This is a genomic window from Carnobacterium sp. CS13 (assembly GCF_016653495.1).
GTDB lineage: Bacteria > Bacillota > Bacilli > Lactobacillales > Carnobacteriaceae > Carnobacterium_A > Carnobacterium_A antarcticum.
On the sequence record NZ_CP067364.1, the window covers coordinates 465,375 to 483,703 of the forward strand.

General features: G+C 38.0%; 16 protein-coding genes and 1 other RNA gene. 14 read left to right on the plus strand and 3 right to left on the minus strand.

The window, feature by feature from the left end:
- The first annotated feature begins 75 nt into the window (after positions 1-75).
- The 7 genes from JHE06_RS02225 to JHE06_RS02255 all read left to right on the plus strand — a co-directional run bounded on the left by JHE06_RS02225 (position 76) and on the right by JHE06_RS02255 (position 8,092).
- A complete protein-coding gene (locus JHE06_RS02225) occupies positions 76-831 on the plus strand; it encodes an alpha/beta hydrolase (RefSeq protein WP_058919945.1) in 756 nt (251 codons plus the stop codon).
- A 5-nt stretch (positions 832-836) separates the two neighbouring features.
- Positions 837-3,227 carry a ribonuclease R gene (gene rnr / locus JHE06_RS02230; protein WP_058919946.1) on the plus strand — a complete coding sequence of 797 codons (2,391 nt, stop codon included), beginning with the start codon at positions 837-839 and terminating at the stop codon, positions 3,225-3,227.
- 28 nt (positions 3,228-3,255) lie between these two features.
- Positions 3,256-3,714: an SsrA-binding protein SmpB gene (gene smpB / locus JHE06_RS02235; protein ID WP_058919947.1), complete on the plus strand. Its 459-nt coding sequence runs from the start codon at positions 3,256-3,258 to the stop codon at positions 3,712-3,714.
- 118 nt (positions 3,715-3,832) lie between these two features.
- A complete protein-coding gene (locus JHE06_RS02240; RefSeq protein WP_201089268.1) occupies positions 3,833-4,303 on the plus strand; it encodes a glutathione peroxidase in 471 nt (156 codons plus the stop codon).
- Positions 4,304-4,489: 186 nt separating this feature from the next.
- Positions 4,490-6,463 carry a fructose-bisphosphatase class III gene (locus JHE06_RS02245; RefSeq protein WP_058919949.1) on the plus strand — a complete coding sequence of 658 codons (1,974 nt, stop codon included), beginning with the start codon at positions 4,490-4,492 and terminating at the stop codon, positions 6,461-6,463.
- A gap of 143 nt (positions 6,464-6,606) precedes the next feature.
- The gene (locus JHE06_RS02250; RefSeq protein WP_058919950.1) at positions 6,607-7,290 is read left to right on the plus strand and encodes a histidine phosphatase family protein; all 684 of its coding nucleotides are present in this window, start codon (positions 6,607-6,609) and stop codon (positions 7,288-7,290) included.
- Positions 7,291-7,315: 25 nt separating this feature from the next.
- Positions 7,316-8,092 carry a Cof-type HAD-IIB family hydrolase gene (locus JHE06_RS02255; protein ID WP_058919951.1) on the plus strand — a complete coding sequence of 259 codons (777 nt, stop codon included), beginning with the start codon at positions 7,316-7,318 and terminating at the stop codon, positions 8,090-8,092.
- Between the two features lie 118 nt (positions 8,093-8,210).
- Here the strand turns inward: JHE06_RS02255 and JHE06_RS02260 are convergent, their stop codons facing one another.
- Positions 8,211-8,945 (minus strand): NAD-dependent protein deacylase, encoded by a 735-nt coding sequence (locus tag JHE06_RS02260; protein ID WP_201089270.1) that lies wholly within the window; start codon positions 8,943-8,945, stop codon positions 8,211-8,213.
- Positions 8,946-9,174: 229 nt separating this feature from the next.
- On the opposite strand from JHE06_RS02260, the gene ssrA reads away from it, so the two are divergent.
- Positions 9,175-9,541, plus strand: a transfer-messenger RNA (tmRNA) gene (ssrA, locus tag JHE06_RS02265).
- A 138-nt stretch (positions 9,542-9,679) separates the two neighbouring features.
- Here the strand turns inward: ssrA and JHE06_RS02270 are convergent.
- Both JHE06_RS02270 and JHE06_RS02275 read right to left on the minus strand, forming a co-directional pair.
- Positions 9,680-10,663, minus strand: a complete 984-nt coding sequence (locus tag JHE06_RS02270; RefSeq protein WP_058919953.1) for an acyltransferase family protein — start codon at positions 10,661-10,663, stop codon at positions 9,680-9,682.
- Between the two features lie 125 nt (positions 10,664-10,788).
- Complete coding sequence (locus tag JHE06_RS02275; protein WP_201089272.1) at positions 10,789-11,700, minus strand: AEC family transporter; 912 nt, start codon at positions 11,698-11,700, stop codon at positions 10,789-10,791.
- Positions 11,701-11,877: 177 nt separating this feature from the next.
- Here JHE06_RS02275 and JHE06_RS02280 point away from each other — a divergent pair, with 177 nt between their 5' ends.
- The 6 genes from JHE06_RS02280 (at position 11,878) to JHE06_RS02305 (ending at position 18,318) form a co-directional block, all read left to right on the plus strand.
- Positions 11,878-12,078: a YwbE family protein gene (locus JHE06_RS02280; protein ID WP_058919955.1), complete on the plus strand. Its 201-nt coding sequence runs from the start codon at positions 11,878-11,880 to the stop codon at positions 12,076-12,078.
- A gap of 218 nt (positions 12,079-12,296) precedes the next feature.
- A complete protein-coding gene (gene ald / locus JHE06_RS02285; RefSeq protein WP_058919956.1) occupies positions 12,297-13,409 on the plus strand; it encodes an alanine dehydrogenase in 1,113 nt (370 codons plus the stop codon).
- A gap of 162 nt (positions 13,410-13,571) precedes the next feature.
- A complete protein-coding gene (locus JHE06_RS02290; protein ID WP_058919957.1) occupies positions 13,572-14,330 on the plus strand; it encodes an SDR family NAD(P)-dependent oxidoreductase in 759 nt (252 codons plus the stop codon).
- A 351-nt stretch (positions 14,331-14,681) separates the two neighbouring features.
- Positions 14,682-15,629, plus strand: coding sequence for a sugar-binding transcriptional regulator (locus JHE06_RS02295; protein WP_201089274.1), 948 nt, complete (start codon positions 14,682-14,684; stop codon positions 15,627-15,629).
- A 306-nt stretch (positions 15,630-15,935) separates the two neighbouring features.
- Positions 15,936-17,270, plus strand: a complete 1,335-nt coding sequence (gene fucP, locus JHE06_RS02300) for an L-fucose:H+ symporter permease (protein ID WP_201089277.1) — start codon at positions 15,936-15,938, stop codon at positions 17,268-17,270.
- Between the two features lie 34 nt (positions 17,271-17,304).
- Positions 17,305-18,318: an aldose 1-epimerase family protein gene (locus tag JHE06_RS02305; protein WP_328706706.1), complete on the plus strand. Its 1,014-nt coding sequence runs from the start codon at positions 17,305-17,307 to the stop codon at positions 18,316-18,318.
- The last annotated feature ends 11 nt before the right edge of the window (positions 18,319-18,329 follow it).

The window sequence follows — 18,329 nt, forward strand, 5'->3', positions numbered from 1 at the left end:
TGTATGGGTATGAAAATCAACGATTTTAAAGTAAAATAGATATTAACAGGAATTGTCACAGGAGGAGAGTTAAGAATGGTAAAAAAAACGCTGCCACAACCATTTTTTTTTGAAAGAGGTCCGAAAGCGGTCTTATTGATGCACGCCTACACAGGCACGCCCAATGATGTCCGGATGATGGGTCGTGCTTTAGAAAAAGAAAATTACACAGTGTATGCACCACTATTTAAAGGGCACGGTACATTAGACCCTGAGGATATTTTAGCGGCGTCGCCAACAGATTGGATACAAGACGCAAAAGAGGCTTTACAGTTTTTGGCTGAGAAAGGCTATCAACAAGTAGCTGTTTTTGGATTATCCTTAGGAGGAATCATTGCTACAAAAATGATGGTCGATGAAAACATTTTAGCCAGCGGTACATTCTGTTCCCCGGTAATTCGGTATGAACAAAATAATGTTCGTTCGACCTTTTTGAAATATGTCGAGCTAGTGAAAAAGCATGCTGGACAATCCGCTGATGAAATCAATGCACGGATGCCTTTAGTCGAAAACGGCTTAGATAAACAATTAAAAGGAATTTCCGAAATTGTGCTGTCGATGGAACCGGCTTACAAGACATTAACAAAACCGATGTTCATTGCCCAAGCAGGGAAAGATGAATTGATCGATCCGCAAATTGCGGTTCAATTTAAAGAAGCATTGGTTCAAGCAGAAGTAGATTTTCATTGGTATGAAAATAGTAAACACGCCATTACAGTTGGCGTGGATCATAAAGAGTTAGAAAAGGATGTTCTTAATTTCCTATCTGATTTGAATTGGAATGGAGAGTAGACTTGATGAAAAATAAAGAAACCATAAAAGAAGCCATATTAGTCTTTATGAAAGAACAAAAGAAAATGTCTTTTCAAGTAAAAGAAATCAGTGAAGGGATGGAGTTGACCAGTTCAACTGATTTTAAACTGCTTGTCTCCACTTTAGCTGAAATGGAACGTGAAGGAACCGTATTCCTCAATAAGAAAGGGCAGTTTAAATTGCCTACAGAAGAACCTGTCTTGTCGGGTACTTTTCGAGCAAGTGACCGCGGCTTTGGTTTCGTATCGATTGAAGGGGAAGAAGACGATGTTTACATTCCGCCTAACCATACGAATTTCGCCTTAGACGGCGATACGGTAACCATTGAAATCATTCGTCCAGCACAACCGTGGTTAGAAAAAGGTGCGGAAGGCCGCGTTAAAGCGATCATCGAACGCAAATTCACCCAATTGGTTGGTGAGTTTTACGCATACACAGAAGAAGGTATTGAAGAAACAGGTTTATATGGATACATCGAACCTAAAGACAAAAAATTAACCGATATTCGTGTGTTTATTGAAGAAAAAGGCATCAAGCCAGTAGACGGCGCAATTGTCCTAGTCGAAATCACACTTTATCCTGATAATGAGTTTCCCAGAAGTATGCAAGGAATCGTAAAAACCGTGATTGGGCATAAAAACGATCCAGGTGTCGATATCCTAACGATTATTTATAAACACGGTATTCAAGTGGAATTTCCAGATGAGGTAATGGCAGAAGCTAATACTGTTTCCGAAAAAGTCTCACAAAAAGACATGGAAGGCCGCCGAGACCTGCGAGAAGAAATTTTAGTGACCATTGATGGCGAAGACGCAAAAGATTTAGATGATGCGGTCACAGTTAAAAAACTTCCTAATGGCAATTACCATTTAGGGGTTCATATTGCTGACGTTTCTTACTATGTAACCGAAGGCAGTGCTTTAGATACTGAAGCTTACGACAGAGCAACCAGTGTTTATTTAACTGACCGCGTTGTACCGATGTTGCCGCACAGATTGTCCAATGGGATCTGTTCGTTAAACCCCAATGAAGATCGATTAGCAATGAGTTGCGAAATGGAAATCGACCAAACCGGTGTAGTCATCAACCACGATATTTTCCCAAGTGTCATCCGGTCTTATCGCCGCATGAGCTATACTCAAATCAATAAAATTTTGATGGAGCAAGATGAAACTGTTCGAAAAGAACAAGAAGATTTAGTTCCAATGTTTGAACTGATGGGAGAGCTGCACCGTCTTCTTGAGAAAAAAAGGGTCAGCCGCGGATCAATTGATTTTGATTCTCCAGAAGCTAAAATTATTGTTGATCCAGAAGGACATCCGTTAGATATCGTATTACAAGAACGCGGTATTGGCGAACGCTTGATTGAATCCTTTATGTTATCCGCTAACGAAACGGTTTCTGAACATTACACACATATGAAAGTTCCAATGATCTATCGTGTCCATGAGCAGCCGGATAGCGATCGGATGCAGCGTTTTATGGAATTTGTTACAGCATTCGGCATTTCCATGAAAGGTTCAAGTGAGAACGTCACACCAAAAAACTTGCAAAAAGTTTTAGACAGTGTAGCCGGAAAACCAGAAGAACCTGTTATTTCAACTATGATGTTGCGCAGTATGAAACAAGCGAAATACGATGTAGAGCCTCTGGGTCACTATGGGTTAGCTGCTAAATACTATTCGCATTTCACTTCACCAATTCGTCGTTATCCAGATTTGATTCTTCACCGCCTTATTCGTTCTTATGGCGAAGCAGGAACAGGATCCGCTCAGATTGCTAAATGGGAAGCTCAATTGCCTGATATTGCGCTTCAAAGTTCTAAAATGGAACGCCGTGCAGTGGATGCTGAACGAGAAACGGATGCTTTGAAGAAAACAGAATATATGATGGATAAAGTTGGAGAAGAGTATGAAGGGATCATCGGCTCTGTTTTAAGATTTGGTCTGTTTATCGAATTGCCGAATACAGTTGAAGGGTTAGTTCATATTTCAAATATGAAAGAGGATTACTTCAATTATATCGAAGACCAATTGATGTTAGTCGGCGAACGTACCGGAGTTGTGTATCGTATTGGACAAAAAGTTAAAATCAAAGTAACTAAAGCAGATCCGGAAACACGTGAAATTGATTTTGAATTGATCCCAGACCCAGATGCACCAAAAGCCGATTCTTTTCCGCAATTGCAAAAAAATGGCACTCAGCATAAAAATAAAGGCTCTAAACCAAAACCTGGACAAGGAGCATCCAAAAACCCTAAAGAAAAACAATCGTATCGTAATAAAGAGACGAAACGTTCAAAAGACAAAAAGAAAAACAAACCATTCTACAAAGATGTCGCTAAGAAGAATAGTGTTAAAAAGAAGCGCAGCTAACTGTTGAATGAGCAAGGAGGCGAATGAGATGCCAAAAGGCCAAGGAAAACTGATTGCCCAGAATAGAAAAGCCCGGTTTGATTTTATTATCTTAGATACTGTCGAAGCTGGTATCGTTCTTAAAGGAACAGAGATAAAATCGATACGTGCTGCACGAATCAACTTAAAAGACGGTTTTGCGCGCGTTCGCAATGGTGAGATTTATTTGCACAATGTCCACATCAGCCCTTATGAACAAGGAAACCAATTTAACCACGATCCTTTACGGACAAGAAAACTACTGATGCATAAGAAGCAAATCGAACGATTGCAAAATGAAACAAAAGGCAGCGGGAATACGTTAGTACCGTTAAAAGTTTACATCAAGAACGGCTTTGCAAAAGTTTTGATTGGTGTAGCTAAAGGGAAAAAGAATTACGATAAACGTGAAGATTTAAAACGCAAAGATCAAAAACGCGATTTAGCGAGATCTTTAAGAGAAAGATAAACTATTCCATCTAAAGAGAGTATTCTTTAGATGGGATAGTTTTTTTAAAACCAAATAAGAGTGTTTTTTAACGGCCTTTGTTATAATGGTAAAAAGAGCAAGGAAAGAAGGAGTTCTCATGACAATTTATGATTTTACCGTCAAAGAAATAGATGGGAAAGACGTTTCACTAAGCAAATATGAAGGTAAAACAGTATTGATCGTTAATACGGCTAGCAAGTGCGGCTTAGCTCCTCAATTTGAGGGTTTAGAAAAGTTATATGAAAAATACAAAGACCAAGGATTTGTTGTTCTAGGATTTCCCTCTAACCAGTTTATGAATCAAGAACCTTTGAATAATGAAGCAATTGTCGAATTTTGCCAAGTGAATTACAATGTTTCGTTTCCGCTATATGAAAAAATATTGGTGAATGGAAAAGAGGCTGCTCCGCTTTATAACTATTTAACCGAGCATACCGGCAACAAAAAGATCAAATGGAACTTCACAAAATTTCTAATTGGCAAAGACGGGGAGATTATTGAACGTTTTGGCCCAATGACTAAACCTGAAGATATTGACTCGGCCATTGCTGAAGCGATCACTGCTTGATTATTATTCCCAATGGCTTAATCCATTCTGAATGAACTAAAAGAACCAAAGACAGACTGCCGGTTTCTAGCGGCAGTTTTATTTTGCAAATGGAAAGAGAAACATTAAAAGAACATTAGATTGTTGCGGAAAGCATGGTATAATAAAATTGGTATACATAAAAAAGATAGAACAGGAGGGCTTCTATTGGATATAAACAAAAAATATTTAACATTATTGGCTAAAGAATACCCAACCATTGGAGAAACAACAACAGAAATCATAAACTTGGAAGCCATTATGAATTTGCCTAAAGGTACGGAACACTTTTTGAGTGATATTCATGGGGAGTACGATGCCTTTCAACACGTTTTGCGCAATGGGTCTGGCAACATCAAAGAAAAAATCAATGAAATATTTATTGACCGGTTAAGTCAAAAAGAGATGAAGATGTTAGCCACATTGATTTATTATCCTGAAGAAAAAATCAGAAATATTTTGGAAGATTTTGATAATCAAACAGAAATTGATGAATGGTATCGTATTACACTGTCTCGTTTGATTGAATTATGTGTATTTGTTGCATCGAAATACACCCGTTCAAAAGTTAGAAAAGCTTTACCAAATGAATTTGCTTATATTATTGAAGAGCTTTTGTCAAAAGACAATAGTTTTGCTAATAAAGAAGATTATTACAGCAAAATCATTCAAAGCATTCTTTCATTAGATCGTGCTCCTGAATTTATTACGGCAATTTCTTATCTGATCCAACGTTTAGTTGTCGATCATCTGCATGTCGTTGGCGATATCTATGACCGTGGACCATATCCAGATAAAATTATGGATACATTGATCGATCACCATTCCGTTGATATACAGTGGGGCAATCACGATATTCTGTGGATGGGAGCAGCCAGCGGTTCTGCAGTTTGTATCGCTAATGTTTTACGGATCTCAGCACGTTACGATAATTTGGAAATCATCGAAGACGCTTATGGAATTTCGTTGCGTCAATTGTTGACCTTTGCTGAGATGACCTATCCAGAAGATTATGCACATGGTTTTTATCCCAAAATAGATGCAGAAAGATCTGATTTCTATGAAGAAGAAATTAGACAAATTACTAAAATGCATCAAGCCATTGCCGTGATTCAATTTAAACTTGAAGGAGTGATCATTAAACGGCAACCGGATTTTAAATTAGAACACAGAATGGTTCTAGATATGATCGATTATGAAAAAGGAACGATCACGATAAAAGGGAAAAGTTACCCGTTGACCAATACGTATTTCCCGACCATTGACCCAGCAGACCCTTATAAATTGAGCAAAGAAGAAGAATTTATTGTGGATAAACTGGTTTACGCTTTTAAACACAGTGAACGTCTGCAAAAACACATTTCTTATTTATACAACAAGGGACATATGTATTTGAAGTACAACGATAATTTATTGTTTCACGGCTGTGTTCCGTTGAACGAAGATGGAAGCTTTATGGAACTGCAAATTAGGGACAAGCAGTATAAAGGAAAAGCTTTGCTGGATAAGTTTGAAGAAATATTGCGCAAAGGGTACTTAACCAGAAACAAAGAAAATAAAGAAAAACACTTAGACTTGATTTGGTATCTTTGGACCGGTCCAGCTTCATCATTATTTGGAAAAGACCAAATGACAACTTTTGAGCGGTATTACATTGAAGATAAAGAAACCCATGTAGAAAAGAAAAACGCTTATTACAGTATGCGAAATGATGTCGCGACGTGCGAAAAAATCTTAGTCGAATTCGGATTGGATCCTGCTAAGGGACATATTATCAATGGACATACACCGGTAAAAGAAAAACGGGGAGAAGACCCGATCAAAGCTGAAGGGCGCATGCTGGTTATTGACGGCGGGTTTTCTAAAGCCTATCAAGACACCACTGGATTAGCTGGGTACACGCTGCTTTATAACTCATATGGAATGCAATTAGTATCGCACCAGCCCTTTACGTCGCTTAAAAATGCTGTTGAAAATGAATTTGATATCATGTCTACCCGCAGAGTCGTGGACCGTGAGCTAGACCGCAAAAAAGTGCGTGAAACCGACATCGGCAGACGCTTAACAAAACAAGTGACGGATTTAAAAGAATTATTAGAGGCTTATCAAAACGGGGAAATTCTTGAACAACCGAGAAAATGATTCTATTCATTAATACAAAAAGAAAGAGAAATTGAGGTTTTTTTTTAATAACCGGGAAAATTTATTGTCAGACCCTTATCTCTGGTACAATAGAAAGTGAGCACGATTTACTAAGAAATGTTATTTTTACGGAGGAGATTTTTATGAGTAAAGGTTGTACATTTTATTTTGTGAGACATGGTCAAACGTATTTTAATTTATACAGAAGAATGCAAGGGTGGAGCGATACTCAGTTAACACCTGAAGGACGCGAAGATGTCCGCCGAAGCGGCAGAGGATTAGCAGATGTAAAATTTGATGCTGTCTATACCAGTGATTTAAATCGTACCATTGAAACCGGCGGAATTATTTTAGAAGAAAACCATGCTGCCGAAAAATTACAAATGCAAGCTATGCCGGAATTTAGAGAAGTCTTTTTTGGCTCTTATGAAGGTTTGGATATTGATGAAGTATGGGAAAGCATCAATGAAGTGATGGGATTTCCTACAGTAGCAGAATTATGGGCTGGATCGAGTATCCCTGAGCAAATGGATGCAACGAAAAAAGCTGATCCTTACCATCACGCAGAAGATTTCTTGGAGTTTTGGTTACGCCTTGAAAAAGGACTCTTAAAATTAATCAAAACACATCGCGATACAGGAGATAACGTTTTAGTTGTAGCACATGGCAATACTATTCGTTATATGTTAAACGGCTTGATTCCTGAGTTGGAAAATCCTCAACCGCTGTTAAATGCCAGCGTTTCAAAAGTAAGCTATTACGATGGCCGTTACCATTTGAAGAGCTACAATCAAATCGAACACTTTAAAGATTTAGAAAAAGACTAAAAACGATATAAAGGGGAACAACCGATTGAATCCAAAAGCATTAGTATTTTTTGATTTAGATGGAACATTATTGAATAAAGAATCTAAAGTTGACACAGAAGTAGTCGAGGCCCTAGAACAAATGAAAAAGAACGGCAACATTCCTTTTATTGCAACTGGGCGAAGCCCGATTGAAATTCAGCATGTACTAAAAGAAACGCCAATCGATTCGTTTATTACGCTTAATGGGCAGTACATTGTATACGAAGGCAAAGAAGTTTATCGAAATCGCATTCCTGAAAAAACGTTGGTCAATTTAAAACAGGCAACAGAAGAACGAAAATTTGCACTGTCTTTTTATACGCATGATAAAATCCGGGCAACGCGTGAGACAGAAGTATTAAAAGAAGCGTATCAATTTATTCATGCCGAAGTTCCTTCTATACACAGTACTTTGCATTTAGAAGAAGAAGTGTTGATGGCATTGGTATTGAATACGGACAAAACACAAGACGCTTATTTTAAAAAGAATTTTCCAGAATTGTCTTTTTACCGGAATACCCCTTATAGTATGGATACTATTCCAAAAGGCAATTCAAAAGCTACCGGTATTACAGAACTAGTTAAGACGTTGAAGTTTGAGTCTATACCGACTTTCGCTTTCGGCGATGGGTCCAATGATATTGAAATGGTCGAACACGTGGACTATGGAGTAGCAATGGGCAATGGACTAGCAACTTTAAAAGAAAAGGCAACATACATTACTGCCAGCCACGTTGATGGCGGAATCGTTGAAGGATTGAAGTATTACGATTTGATTTAACAAAAAAGGAAAGGAGCCATTGCTTCTTTCCTTTTTTGTTTGGCCCAAGTGAAATTTAAAAAATCGCTGGTACTAGGATACTATCTAGTGCCAGCGATTTTGGTGATGGTTAAATTGATTAAGCAGACAATTGACTGAAAATCTCTCCAACTGCCCCTTCTATGGTCAGATCTACTGTCAAATCAAGATCCAACGGTGTTTTATTGATTACTACTACATGATTTCCTTCAAAATAATGGATCAAGTTTTTCGAAGGATTGACTGTTAAAGAAGTACCCGCAATAATCAGCAAATCTGAACTAGCCATGATTTTTTTAGCTCGGTCTAACACTCCAGGTTTTAAATTCTCCCCAAATAAAATAACATCTGCACGGATAATGCCGTTGTCAATTGGGCATCTGGGTATATTTTGTTCATCTCGCTGAATCTCGTTATACGGATATTCTCTGCCGCATTTCATACAATGGAAATGGCGATTGTTGCCGTGTAATTCGATGACCAATTTGCTGCCAGCTACCTGATGCAAGCCGTCAACGTTTTGAGTAATGATTCGAACATCTTTTCCTTTTTTTTCCAGTTCAGCTAGATAAAGATGCGCAGCATTTGGTTTAGGCAAAAGAGGCGTTTTACGTGTATTGGGACGGTTAAAGAACTTTTCCGGGTGTTCCATTAAAAATCGTTTGCTCATCACTTTTTTAGGGTCTAACTGTTGCTGTTCTAATTCAGTATATGTGCCGGTGTTCGAACGATAATCGGGCAAGCCGCTTTCCGTTGAAACCCCAGCACCTCCAAAAAAGGCAATACTTTTTGCTTCGTTAATAAGTTTTTGTAACGTTTCTATTTGAGTCGTCATTTATTCTATACTCCTTCATAACATGTAATTGTTCCTACTCTATATAGTAGCAGATAATTGGGTCGTTCCGTACTAATCCGCTTGGAAAAAGGAAGAGAGTGAATGCGAAAAGGGATAAGCGAACGTATTTTCTTTTTTATAAAAATGTGTTATACTAGTAATAGAGAGTTCAATATAGGTAATGGGACTTTAACAGGAAACTTTACTATTCTGTATACACTACCCATTCGGGGGCGTTACGGATTCGACAGGTATAGGTCGAGCTTGGATTGCGTTTCGTAGGTTACGTCTACGTAAAAACGTTACAGTTAAAATAACTGCTAAAAACAATAATAACTCTTACGCTTTAGCTGCGTAATAACAGCTTAGTGTAGATCCTCTCGGCATCGCCCATGTGCTCGAGCAAGGGTCCTATAATTAGTGGGATACGCTAAACCTTTCCGTCTGCAAGGTTTAGAAGAGATTATCAGACTAGCGAAGCACGATGCCGGTTGTGTGGCTGGTGCCCAGCGAATCTTTAAATAGCATAACTATAAACGTAGATGTCTAGGTGCCGATATATTTGGACGCGGGTTCGACTCCCGCCGTCTCCATGAAAAAACTAGTTTGAAGAACTAAATCAAAAGGCTTGTAAGTGTTGATAAATCAATGTTTATGAGCCTTTTTGTTTTGAACGGAATTTGATTTAGCAGCTTTAGAAACAAGCAAAGAAAAACCCTTTTTCGTTAAAAAAATCAACGAGAAAGGGCTTTTTCTTTTTTGTGTTTTAAATAGGCGGCTTCTAAGTGATAATACCCAATACCGATGGTGATACACACCAATAGGTCTAGCGGAAACAACCATTCGGTTTTGTTGATAAAAGAAGCGGACATCCAAAAATAGACCATTTGAACAATAAAGATATGATACGATTTTTTTCCTAATTGAGCTAATCCTTCGTAAACCCGATTCCATTTCAATTTTGGCAAATAAGTCAAACCTAAGTGAAATAAGTATAAAGGATAAAAGAATGTCAATGGATCTTGACCTTTCCAAGCAGTGCCAAATGAATATAAAGGAACTTCATAATTGAAGTAATGTACCAGAATAAGATATGGTATGCTCAACAAAGCGCCAATTTTGATGAATTTTAAGCTTTTTTCGTCTTTTTGAACAAAGAAATACCAAATTCCTAATGAAATAGCAAAAAGGTAACGGAAGAAAAGCAATCTATAAAGGAATGGAGGTAAATTGAAGAAATCACTTGCTAATTCAAAAACCAAATTAAACGTAAAGCTTAGCACCAACATTAACTGGTGGTTTTTTTTTGCTAAGTAAAAAAGAAACGGCAAAAAGAAAACGATTTGAATCATGATAGAAACAAAATATCCTCCATATCCGCCGCGACCTGCTAAGTAAAAGAAAACATTTGCTTCTCTTCCAATAAAAGGAGCGATAATAAACTGAAAGATGTAAGCAACCACTGCGGGCAGCAATATGCGGCTTAACTTTTTCAAAAGCAAATTGGGCTGATAAAGTTCAGCTAACGTTTGTTGGCCATTACGTTCATAAGACATCGTATGGTTGTATCCGGTAATGATGAGAAAAAGTGGAACGGCTTGATGAATGTAAAAAGGTCCACCAATAGACAAAAGTGTTTGGTCAAAAAAACTGTGAATTAAAATCACAAAAAGGATAGCCAGTCCTTTGATAATATCAATGTTTCGGTTGTATCCCAAATTTAATCCTCCTGTTCTCTTTGTCTATTATGGGACATTTAAGCTCATTTGCAAAGCAATTTGCCACAGAGAGCACAAAAAAACTCTTCCAAATAATGAAAGAAGAGTTTTTTTATTCGTATGTATTACAGCAGTAAGATTAAAATGCTGGTCATTAACAACAGTGAAATAAGGATGCTGGCAGAAGAAAGGAACCCGACAAGTGAAGATTTGCTGCCGTAGATAATAGCGTTGATTGTTGAAAGACTGCCAAAAGGGGCAAAGGCTAATAGAACTAAAATGGTACGAACGATTTGAGGCAGCGGCAGTAAGAAATAAAAAGCAGCAGCTAAAATAGCACCAAAACCATAACGGATACCTAAAACCTTGGCTACAGTAGTTAAAGAAGAACGGTCGATTTGTAATTCTAAATACAGACCAATCATAAACATCGATAGAAAAGCATTCGCATTTGAAAAAAGTTGAACAACACTCATCACGGAAGCTGGCAAGATAAATCCTGAAAGAGCTAGTGCCAACATAATAAGATAAGTGGTAAATGGTGGAGAAGAAAGCAGTTTTTGCGCTGTTCGAACGATAGAGAAAGCTTCTTTGCTTTGTCCAGTCATTTTATCAACAGTTACAGCTGTTCCGCCAGACAGCATCAAAGAATTCCCCATATCAAAACTGCCTAAAAAAGGAACAACAGTCGGAAAGAACCCTTGGACAAACGGCATGGTGAAATTTCCAATATTGTACCCTGAAATCCCAAACATCAGCATTGACTGATCAACAGCCGATTTGTTGCGCCACAAAAATCCGCCTAGAACAACTAACAGAATATTGCTGAACAATCCCAAGAAAATCATCAAGAAAAAAGTTTCGTTTACGGACGCACCATTAAATCCCATAATAATAGCTGCTGGTAAAGTGATATGGACAATGATTTTTGAAAGGACGTGCCCATCTTGTTCTTTTAAAATTCCTCCCTTTTTGAATAAATAGGCTACAAGTATGACCAATAAAAAACTAACGGCTTGAATTAAAATCGACCCCATCTGTCCAACTCCTTTAAGTGAGATGCATTCTGATTTTTAAGCAATTAACATTTGAAAGTTAACGTTATCATACCGTTGATTGGAAAGATTGGCTAGCTATTCTGGAAAATAAGATACAATGTTCTTCTATGAAAGAGATATGGTACAATACAAAGAAAGAAGCAGGAGGAATCAGTTATGAATGGAAAGAAAAGAGCAGATATAAAAATTGGTGCATTGGTTGATATCGTATTGAAAAAAGACCAACGAACAGGCACATTGACAAGAGGACATGTAAAACGCATTTTGACAAACAGTGCCCAGCATCCACATGGAATCAAAGTCATGTTGGAAGAAGAAAATCAAGTCGGCCGAGTACAAAAAATCGTAACAGAATAAATTTCTGAAATGGTTTTTATCATTCGAATGTAATGGTTTTCAAATCAATTTTTAAAAATAAATTAAACTCTTTCCAATGCCATCAGGTTAGGCTTAAGAGAGTTTTTATGTTTTTTCCTCACAGCGTCTTAGTTCACATTTGAAGAACTACACGGTATAATGTTCTTGTAAGCTGTTCGAATTGAGTACAGCGAAATTCCAATAGGAGGAAAATTATTATGAAAATCGGTATACCTAAAGAAATCAAAAACAATGAAAATCGAGTGGCCATTTCACCGGCTGGTGTTTATAGTTTGGTAGAAGGCGGACATGAAGTTTTGATTGAAGAATCGGCAGGTAATACAGCAGGTTTTGCTGACGCTGAATATACAGAGTCTGGAGCAAAAATTATAAAGAATGCAGCGGATGTTTGGGCTGCAGATATGGTCATCAAAGTAAAAGAACCTTTACCTGAAGAATTCGCTTATTTCCGTGAGGGACTAATCCTATTCACTTACTTGCACTTAGCGGCTGCTAAAGAATTAACGGAAACGTTAATGGAAAAAGGAGTCATCGGAATTGGATACGAAACGATGGAAAAAGATGGCGCATTGCCGCTTCTAACGCCAATGAGTCAAGTTGCCGGTCGAATGGCCGTTCAAATCGGGGCACAATTTTTAGAAAATACGTATGGCGGAAAAGGAATCTTACTCGGTGGAACACCTGGTGTTTCAACAGGTAATGTTGTGATTATTGGTGGCGGTGTTTCTGGAACACATGCAGCTAAAATGGCTGTTGGGCTTGGCGCCAATGTAACGATCTTAGATGTGAATCCAACGCGTTTAGCGCAATTGGGCAATATTTTTGGAAACTCTGTAACGACTTTAATGTCGAATGAATTCAACATCCAAGAACAAGTCAAAACAGCAGATCTGGTTATCGGAGCGGTATTGATTCCAGGTTCTAAAGCTCCAACGCTGGTTACTGAAGCTATGGTTGAACAAATGGAAGCCGGTTCAGTTATCGTTGACATCGCGGTCGACCAAGGCGGTATTGTAGAAACAGCTGATAAAGTAACCACTCATGATGCACCAGTTTACACACGTCATGGCGTGTTGCACTACGCTGTTGCTAACATGCCAGGAGCAGTTGCGAAAACTTCAACGATGGCCTTGACAAATGTGACCATTCCTTATGCATTGGAAATCGCTAATAAAGGTGTTAATAAAGCAGCTGAAGAAAATCCAACAGTCTATGGCGGTATCAATGTCATGAACCATAAACTAACTAAAAAAGAAGTAGCACAATCATTAGAAATGGATTATGTTGAAGCCAGCACTTTTTTCAAGTAATCTATCAAGTACAAAAGAGTTGATCCTTTTAAGGGTCAGCTCTTTTTTTGCATATTAAAAGCACAATAACCAACAAAAGTGCTGCTCCTTGTTGATTGTAAAACGCTTTAATGATTGTTAAGATAGTCTTGTTTAAGTTAAATTACGAGAGGAAGTTTTAAGATGGGACGTTTAGAAAACAAAGTAGCAATCATTACTGGGGCAGCTAATGGAATGGGAGCAGCTACAGCCAGCATGTTTGCCAAAGAAGGAGCAAAAGTCGTACTGACAGACCTTCAAGAAGAAAAGATGCAAGAGCTGGTTTCCGTTATCAAAGAAAAAGGCGGAGAAGCGATTGCGGTCAAACACAATGTTGCTTCTGGAGCAGATTGGGATCGTGTCAGAGATGAAACCCTGAAAGCTTTTGGAAAGATTGATGTTTTGATCAACAACGCTGGTATTACCGGAGACTATACTAAGTCAGCTGAATTGACGGATGAAGAAGAATGGCAAAAAGTGATCGACATCAACTTGAAAAGCGTGTACTTAGGCGTTAATCGAGTGATTCCGATTATGAAAGAAAACGGCGGCGGATCAATCGTAAATATTTCTTCGATTGCTGGACTAGTTGGTTCTGGCGGACCATTTTCTTATACAGCTTCAAAAGGCGGCGTTCGTTTGCTTACCAAAAATGTGGCATTCAATTATGGACCGGATCATATTCGCTGCAACTCGATTCACCCTGGAACCATTAAGACACCGATGTCTGCACCTTCCTTATCGATACCAGCTATTCTGGACAGAATGCTTCAAGGAATTCCGTTGAAGTATGTAGGCGAAGCTGATGACATCGCTTATGCGTGTGTGTATTTGGCTTCAGATGAATCCAATTATGTAACAGGTGCCGAGTTGGCAGTCGACGGCGGGTACAGCGCACAATAAAAGCAAGAACGGTACAAGCAACAGCAGATAGATGGGTAAGAACTTAAAAAATAGAACTGACTTGCTGCATTAGCTGTTGAGCTGATTGCAAAAATTCAGGTCTATTTTTTTACATATAAAGGTTTAACTGATTTGTAGCTGAGCAAATCATAAAGGACATGTTTCAACCTTAGCTCTTGTCAGTTTATCCGTTTAGAAGAGATATGGTACAATTGGTTTCCGGCACACTAGCAGAAAAGATTGTCTAGACAGGTGCTGGAAAGCTTAGTAAGATAAAGAGAATAAACAATGAATGGGATTATGACTAACAAATAGGGATAAGGTAAATAAAAAGGGGGTAGCAAATAAACGATGGAAAATAAAGAAAAAGAGCAATTCAGTATCGAAGTAGCGAGACTGTATTACGAATCCGATTATAGCCAACAAGAAATTGCCAATAAATTAGGTATCTCTAGACCAACAGTTTCACGATTACTGAAAAGCGCCAAAGATAAAGGGTATGTTCAAATCAAAATAACGGATCCTTTTTCTGATTTAGCCGGGTTGGGTACGGCACTGAGAAATAAATATGATCTATTAGAAGCTCATATTGTTTTTTCGCCAGAATCAGATTATCAAAGCATCACAGAATATTTATCGCGCTTCGCAGCAGAATACCTAGAAGAAACCATACAGGATGGCACAACCATTGGGGTAAGCTGGGGAACAACGATGTATGAAATTGCTAGAAAAATCGCACCTGAAAATGTGAATGGAATCGAAGTCGTTCAATTAAAAGGCGGTATCAGCCATTCCAAAGTGAATACATATGCCAATGAAACCATTTCTTTATTTGCTAAAGCTTTTCAAACAACACCAATCAACCTTCCTCTTCCAGTTATTTTTGATAATGTAGCAACTAAAGAGTTAGTCGAACAAGACCGTCATATTCAACACATCATTGAAAAAGGCAGGCAAGCAACGGTAGCTGTATTTACAGTTGGAACAGTGCGAGAAAATGCGCTATTGTTTCGTCTAGGCTATTTTGATAAAAAAGAAATGAAGCAGTTGAAAGAAAATGCTGTTGGCGATATTTGTTCTCGTTTCTTTGATAAAACTGGAAAAATAAGCAATGATAAAATCAACAACCGAACGATCGGCATTGATTTAGAAGAATTAAAGCACAAAGAAAAATCCATACTTGTCGCAGGAGGCCATCGTAAAATCCAAGCAATTGACGGGGCACTAAAAGGAAAGTATGCAAATGTTTTAATTACAGATCAATTTACAGCAAAAGAATTACTGGATAAAAAAGATTAACATTTACGAATAGAAAACAGAGCCTACAGGAGCTCTGTTTTTTTGTTTGCTGAAATTGAAATTAATTTCAGCAAACGCTTTACAAATGATCAAGAATAAATTATACTAGCGCTAACAAATGAATGAACATAATTTCTTAATCGTTAATCATATGTTCATGCCAGAGGAAGGAGCTATAAGAATAAGAGAAAGAAATATTCAGATAATCTAAGCAAAATCATATGTAAGCGTATCAATCAAGACGAATAAGGTTTAATGCAAGAGAGTAAGGAAATTAAAAAAATTTACTATAAGGGGTTAACAAAAATGGAAAAGACAGCTTTGATTCAACAACCTGATGGTTATTTAAATAAAACACCTATTTTCCAATTTATCTTATTGTCATTACTTTTTTCTTTATGGGCTGTAGCAGCCAGTTTGAACGATATTTTAATCACTCAATTCAAATACATATTTGACTTAAGTGATTTTGCAACCGCTTTTGTCCAAAGTGCATTTTATGGAGGTTACTTTGTAGTCGCCATCCCGGCTTCAGTGGTCATAAAAAAATTGAATTATAAATTTGCTATTATTACAGGATTGGTCTTTTATATCATTGGCTGTTCGTTGTTTTTCCCAGCTTCTCATATGGCAACGTACTCAATGTTTCTGGTAGCTCTTTTTGCAGTAGCTATTGGACTTAGTTTTTTGGAAACCGCAGCGAATACTTACAGTTCTATGATTGGTCCAAAAGAACAATCGACTTTGCGACTGAACATCAGTCAAACTTTTTACCCGGTTGGAGCTATTTCAGGTATTTTGCTAGGGAAATACCTAGTTTTTCAAGAAGGCGCGAGTCTTGAAAAACAGATGGCATTATTATCTCCCGCAGAAGCCCATGTCTTTGGATTAGAAATGCTTCAGCATACCTTGGAACCCTACAAATACATGATCATGATTTTGATTGCGGTATTGATTTTGTTTGCCGTAACGAAGTTTCCGACATGTAAACCTGAGGTGAAAAAGGAAGATACAGCAGCGGACAACCCTGGAATTCTAGATACATTCCGTTATTTGCTTGGCAATAAACGGTTTAAAAAGGGAATATTAGCTCAATTTTTGTATATCGGAATGCAGACAGCCGTCTGGTCATTTACGATCAGATTAGCGTTGCACCTTAACCCCGACTACAATGAGCGGACAGCTTCAAACTTTATGATATTTGGTTTTATCGCTTTCTTTATTGGGAAATTTATTGCTAACTTCTTAATGGCTCGCTTTTCTTCTTCAAAAGTTGTTTTTGCCTATTCCGTTATTGGTTCAATTTTATTGACCTATGTAGCGCTCGTCCCAAATATGTCAGCAGTATATGTGGCCGTGGTGGTCAGCTTACTGTTCGGTCCATGCTGGCCTACGATTTATGCTGAAACCCTGGAAGTGGTTGACAGTAAATACAAAGAACTTGCCGGTGCCTTCCTAGTGATGTCAATTGTAGGTGGAGCAGTTGTACCTGCTGTCCAAGGATTGGTATCTGATTTTGTAGGCTCTATGCAACTGGCTTTCCTCGTTTCAACGGCTTGTTTTGTATATGTGGGGGTTCATTTTTATGGTGAAATAAAAGTGAAACAAGCAGCAACAAAAGCTGAACCAATCGAAGCGTAAGCAAAAAAGAAAGAATGAGAAAGGAAGAGAAACGATGATGGGAACAATTGAACTTCAACGAGATTTTTTTAAAGAAAACAGGAAAGTATTTTTTGAAAATAATGAATTTACGGTAACGTTGTTTCGCTACTCAACCAATGTAGAAGCTATTGAGGTAACAAATTCACGTGGTAAAATGGTTGTTCTTCCTTATTTAGGACAAATCATCTGGGATTTGTCTTTTGATGAGATAGATTTGAAAATGAAAAACATGTTTTCGGAACCTAAGAACGTGACTGAAATCGTGGATACGTATGGCTGTTTTTCCTTTCATTCCGGTTTGATTCGTAATGGCTGCCCAGGTCCAGAAGACGATCATACCTTACATGGCGAAATGCCTTGTGCCGATATGGATAAAGCTTGGTTAGAAATTACAGATGAGAGCATAAAAATTGGCGGTGCTAAAGAGTATACTAAAGGATTTGGCCACCATTATTTAGCAAAACCAAGTGTGACGATGCAAGCAAAAACTACATTTATTGAAATCGGCATGGACGTCAAAAATTTGGCAGGCACTGAAATGCCGTTACAGTATATGTGCCATATGAATTATGCTTATTTAGAGGATGCGCTTATGCAGCAAAACATTCCTGACGAAGCTTTCAAATTAAGAGAATCCATTCCCGAACATGTCCATCCTACTAAAAAATGGTTGGAATATACGGAAGAATTAAAGAGTGGAGAACAACAGTTAAGCACGTTAACGAAGCCGGAAATGTATGATCCGGAAATTGTTTTCTTTGCAGACCAGTTGAGACAGTATCAAAAAGAAGCGGAATTTGAGATGCTGTCGCCAAATGGGGTAACTTTCTTCACAAAATTCTCTACTGAAGAATTCAATTACGCTACGCGCTGGTTGCTGTATAATGAAGATCAACAGGTAGGTGCTTTTGTGTTACCGGGCACTTGCCGTTCTGAAGGATTTTTAGCAGCTAAAGAGGCAGGCAGTTTGATCATGCTGGCCGCTGGAGAAGAAAAATCGTTTAAAGTGATAACAGGTAAGAAATAGGAGGAAGTAAA

Coding starts and splice junctions, on each gene's coding strand:
- JHE06_RS02275 (WP_201089272.1), bottom strand. CDS start 11,700: ATGGGGTCGATTTTAATTCAAGCCGTTAGTTTTTTATTGGTCATACTT.
- fucP (WP_201089277.1), top strand. CDS start 15,936: ATGGAAAAGACAGCTTTGATTCAACAACCTGATGGTTATTTAAATAAA.
- JHE06_RS02290 (WP_058919957.1), top strand. CDS start 13,572: ATGGGACGTTTAGAAAACAAAGTAGCAATCATTACTGGGGCAGCTAAT.
- JHE06_RS02225 (WP_058919945.1), top strand. CDS start 76: ATGGTAAAAAAAACGCTGCCACAACCATTTTTTTTTGAAAGAGGTCCG.
- JHE06_RS02280 (WP_058919955.1), top strand. CDS start 11,878: ATGAATGGAAAGAAAAGAGCAGATATAAAAATTGGTGCATTGGTTGAT.
- rnr (WP_058919946.1), top strand. CDS start 837: ATGAAAAATAAAGAAACCATAAAAGAAGCCATATTAGTCTTTATGAAA.
- JHE06_RS02305 (WP_328706706.1), top strand. CDS start 17,305: ATGATGGGAACAATTGAACTTCAACGAGATTTTTTTAAAGAAAACAGG.
- ald (WP_058919956.1), top strand. CDS start 12,297: ATGAAAATCGGTATACCTAAAGAAATCAAAAACAATGAAAATCGAGTG.
- JHE06_RS02250 (WP_058919950.1), top strand. CDS start 6,607: ATGAGTAAAGGTTGTACATTTTATTTTGTGAGACATGGTCAAACGTAT.
- JHE06_RS02260 (WP_201089270.1), bottom strand. CDS start 8,945: ATGACGACTCAAATAGAAACGTTACAAAAACTTATTAACGAAGCAAAA.
- JHE06_RS02295 (WP_201089274.1), top strand. CDS start 14,682: ATGGAAAATAAAGAAAAAGAGCAATTCAGTATCGAAGTAGCGAGACTG.
- JHE06_RS02240 (WP_201089268.1), top strand. CDS start 3,833: ATGACAATTTATGATTTTACCGTCAAAGAAATAGATGGGAAAGACGTT.
- smpB (WP_058919947.1), top strand. CDS start 3,256: ATGCCAAAAGGCCAAGGAAAACTGATTGCCCAGAATAGAAAAGCCCGG.